The organism is Streptomyces sp. SP17BM10, assembly GCF_036322405.1.
In the GTDB taxonomy this organism is placed as follows: domain Bacteria; phylum Actinomycetota; class Actinomycetes; order Streptomycetales; family Streptomycetaceae; genus Kitasatospora.
Genome location: NZ_JAQYXB010000593.1, coordinates 1 through 432 on the forward strand (window position 1 = coordinate 1; position 432 = coordinate 432).

Annotated in this window: 1 pseudogene; it reads right to left on the reverse strand. The window is 72.0% G+C overall.

The window, feature by feature from the left end:
• Positions 1–344 (reverse strand): annotated as a pseudogene (locus PUR71_RS20235) (ATP-grasp peptide maturase system methyltransferase); the annotation flags it as partial.
• Positions 345–432: the final 88 nt, after the last annotated feature.

Here is a 432-nt window from a genome sequence, read left to right on the forward strand (position 1 = left end):
CATACGGTGGCCAGGATGATCCCGCCGGGGCGGGTCTGCTCGATCCATGCGGGCGGGATGGTGAGGACGCCGCAGGTGGCGATGACCCGGTCGAACCGCTCGTCTCCCGGGTAGCCGGCCAGGGCGACGCCGACGACCAGATCGGGGAAGACCCCGCACGCCCCCAGCGAGACGCCGGCCCGCGCGGAGACCTCCGGGTCGACCTCGACGGAGACGCTCCGGTCCTCGCCGAGGCGGTGGCAGCCCAGCGCGGTCGAGTAGCCGGTGCCGGTGCCCGCTTCGATGACCCGGTGGCCGTCCTCGTCCCGTAGGTCCTCCCACTTGCGCACGAACTGATTCGGCATGGTGCTGGACGATGTCGGGGTCCGCATGATCTCGCCCCGCAGGTCGCCGGGCACGATGGTCCCGGCGACCTGGGTGACCAGGGAATCG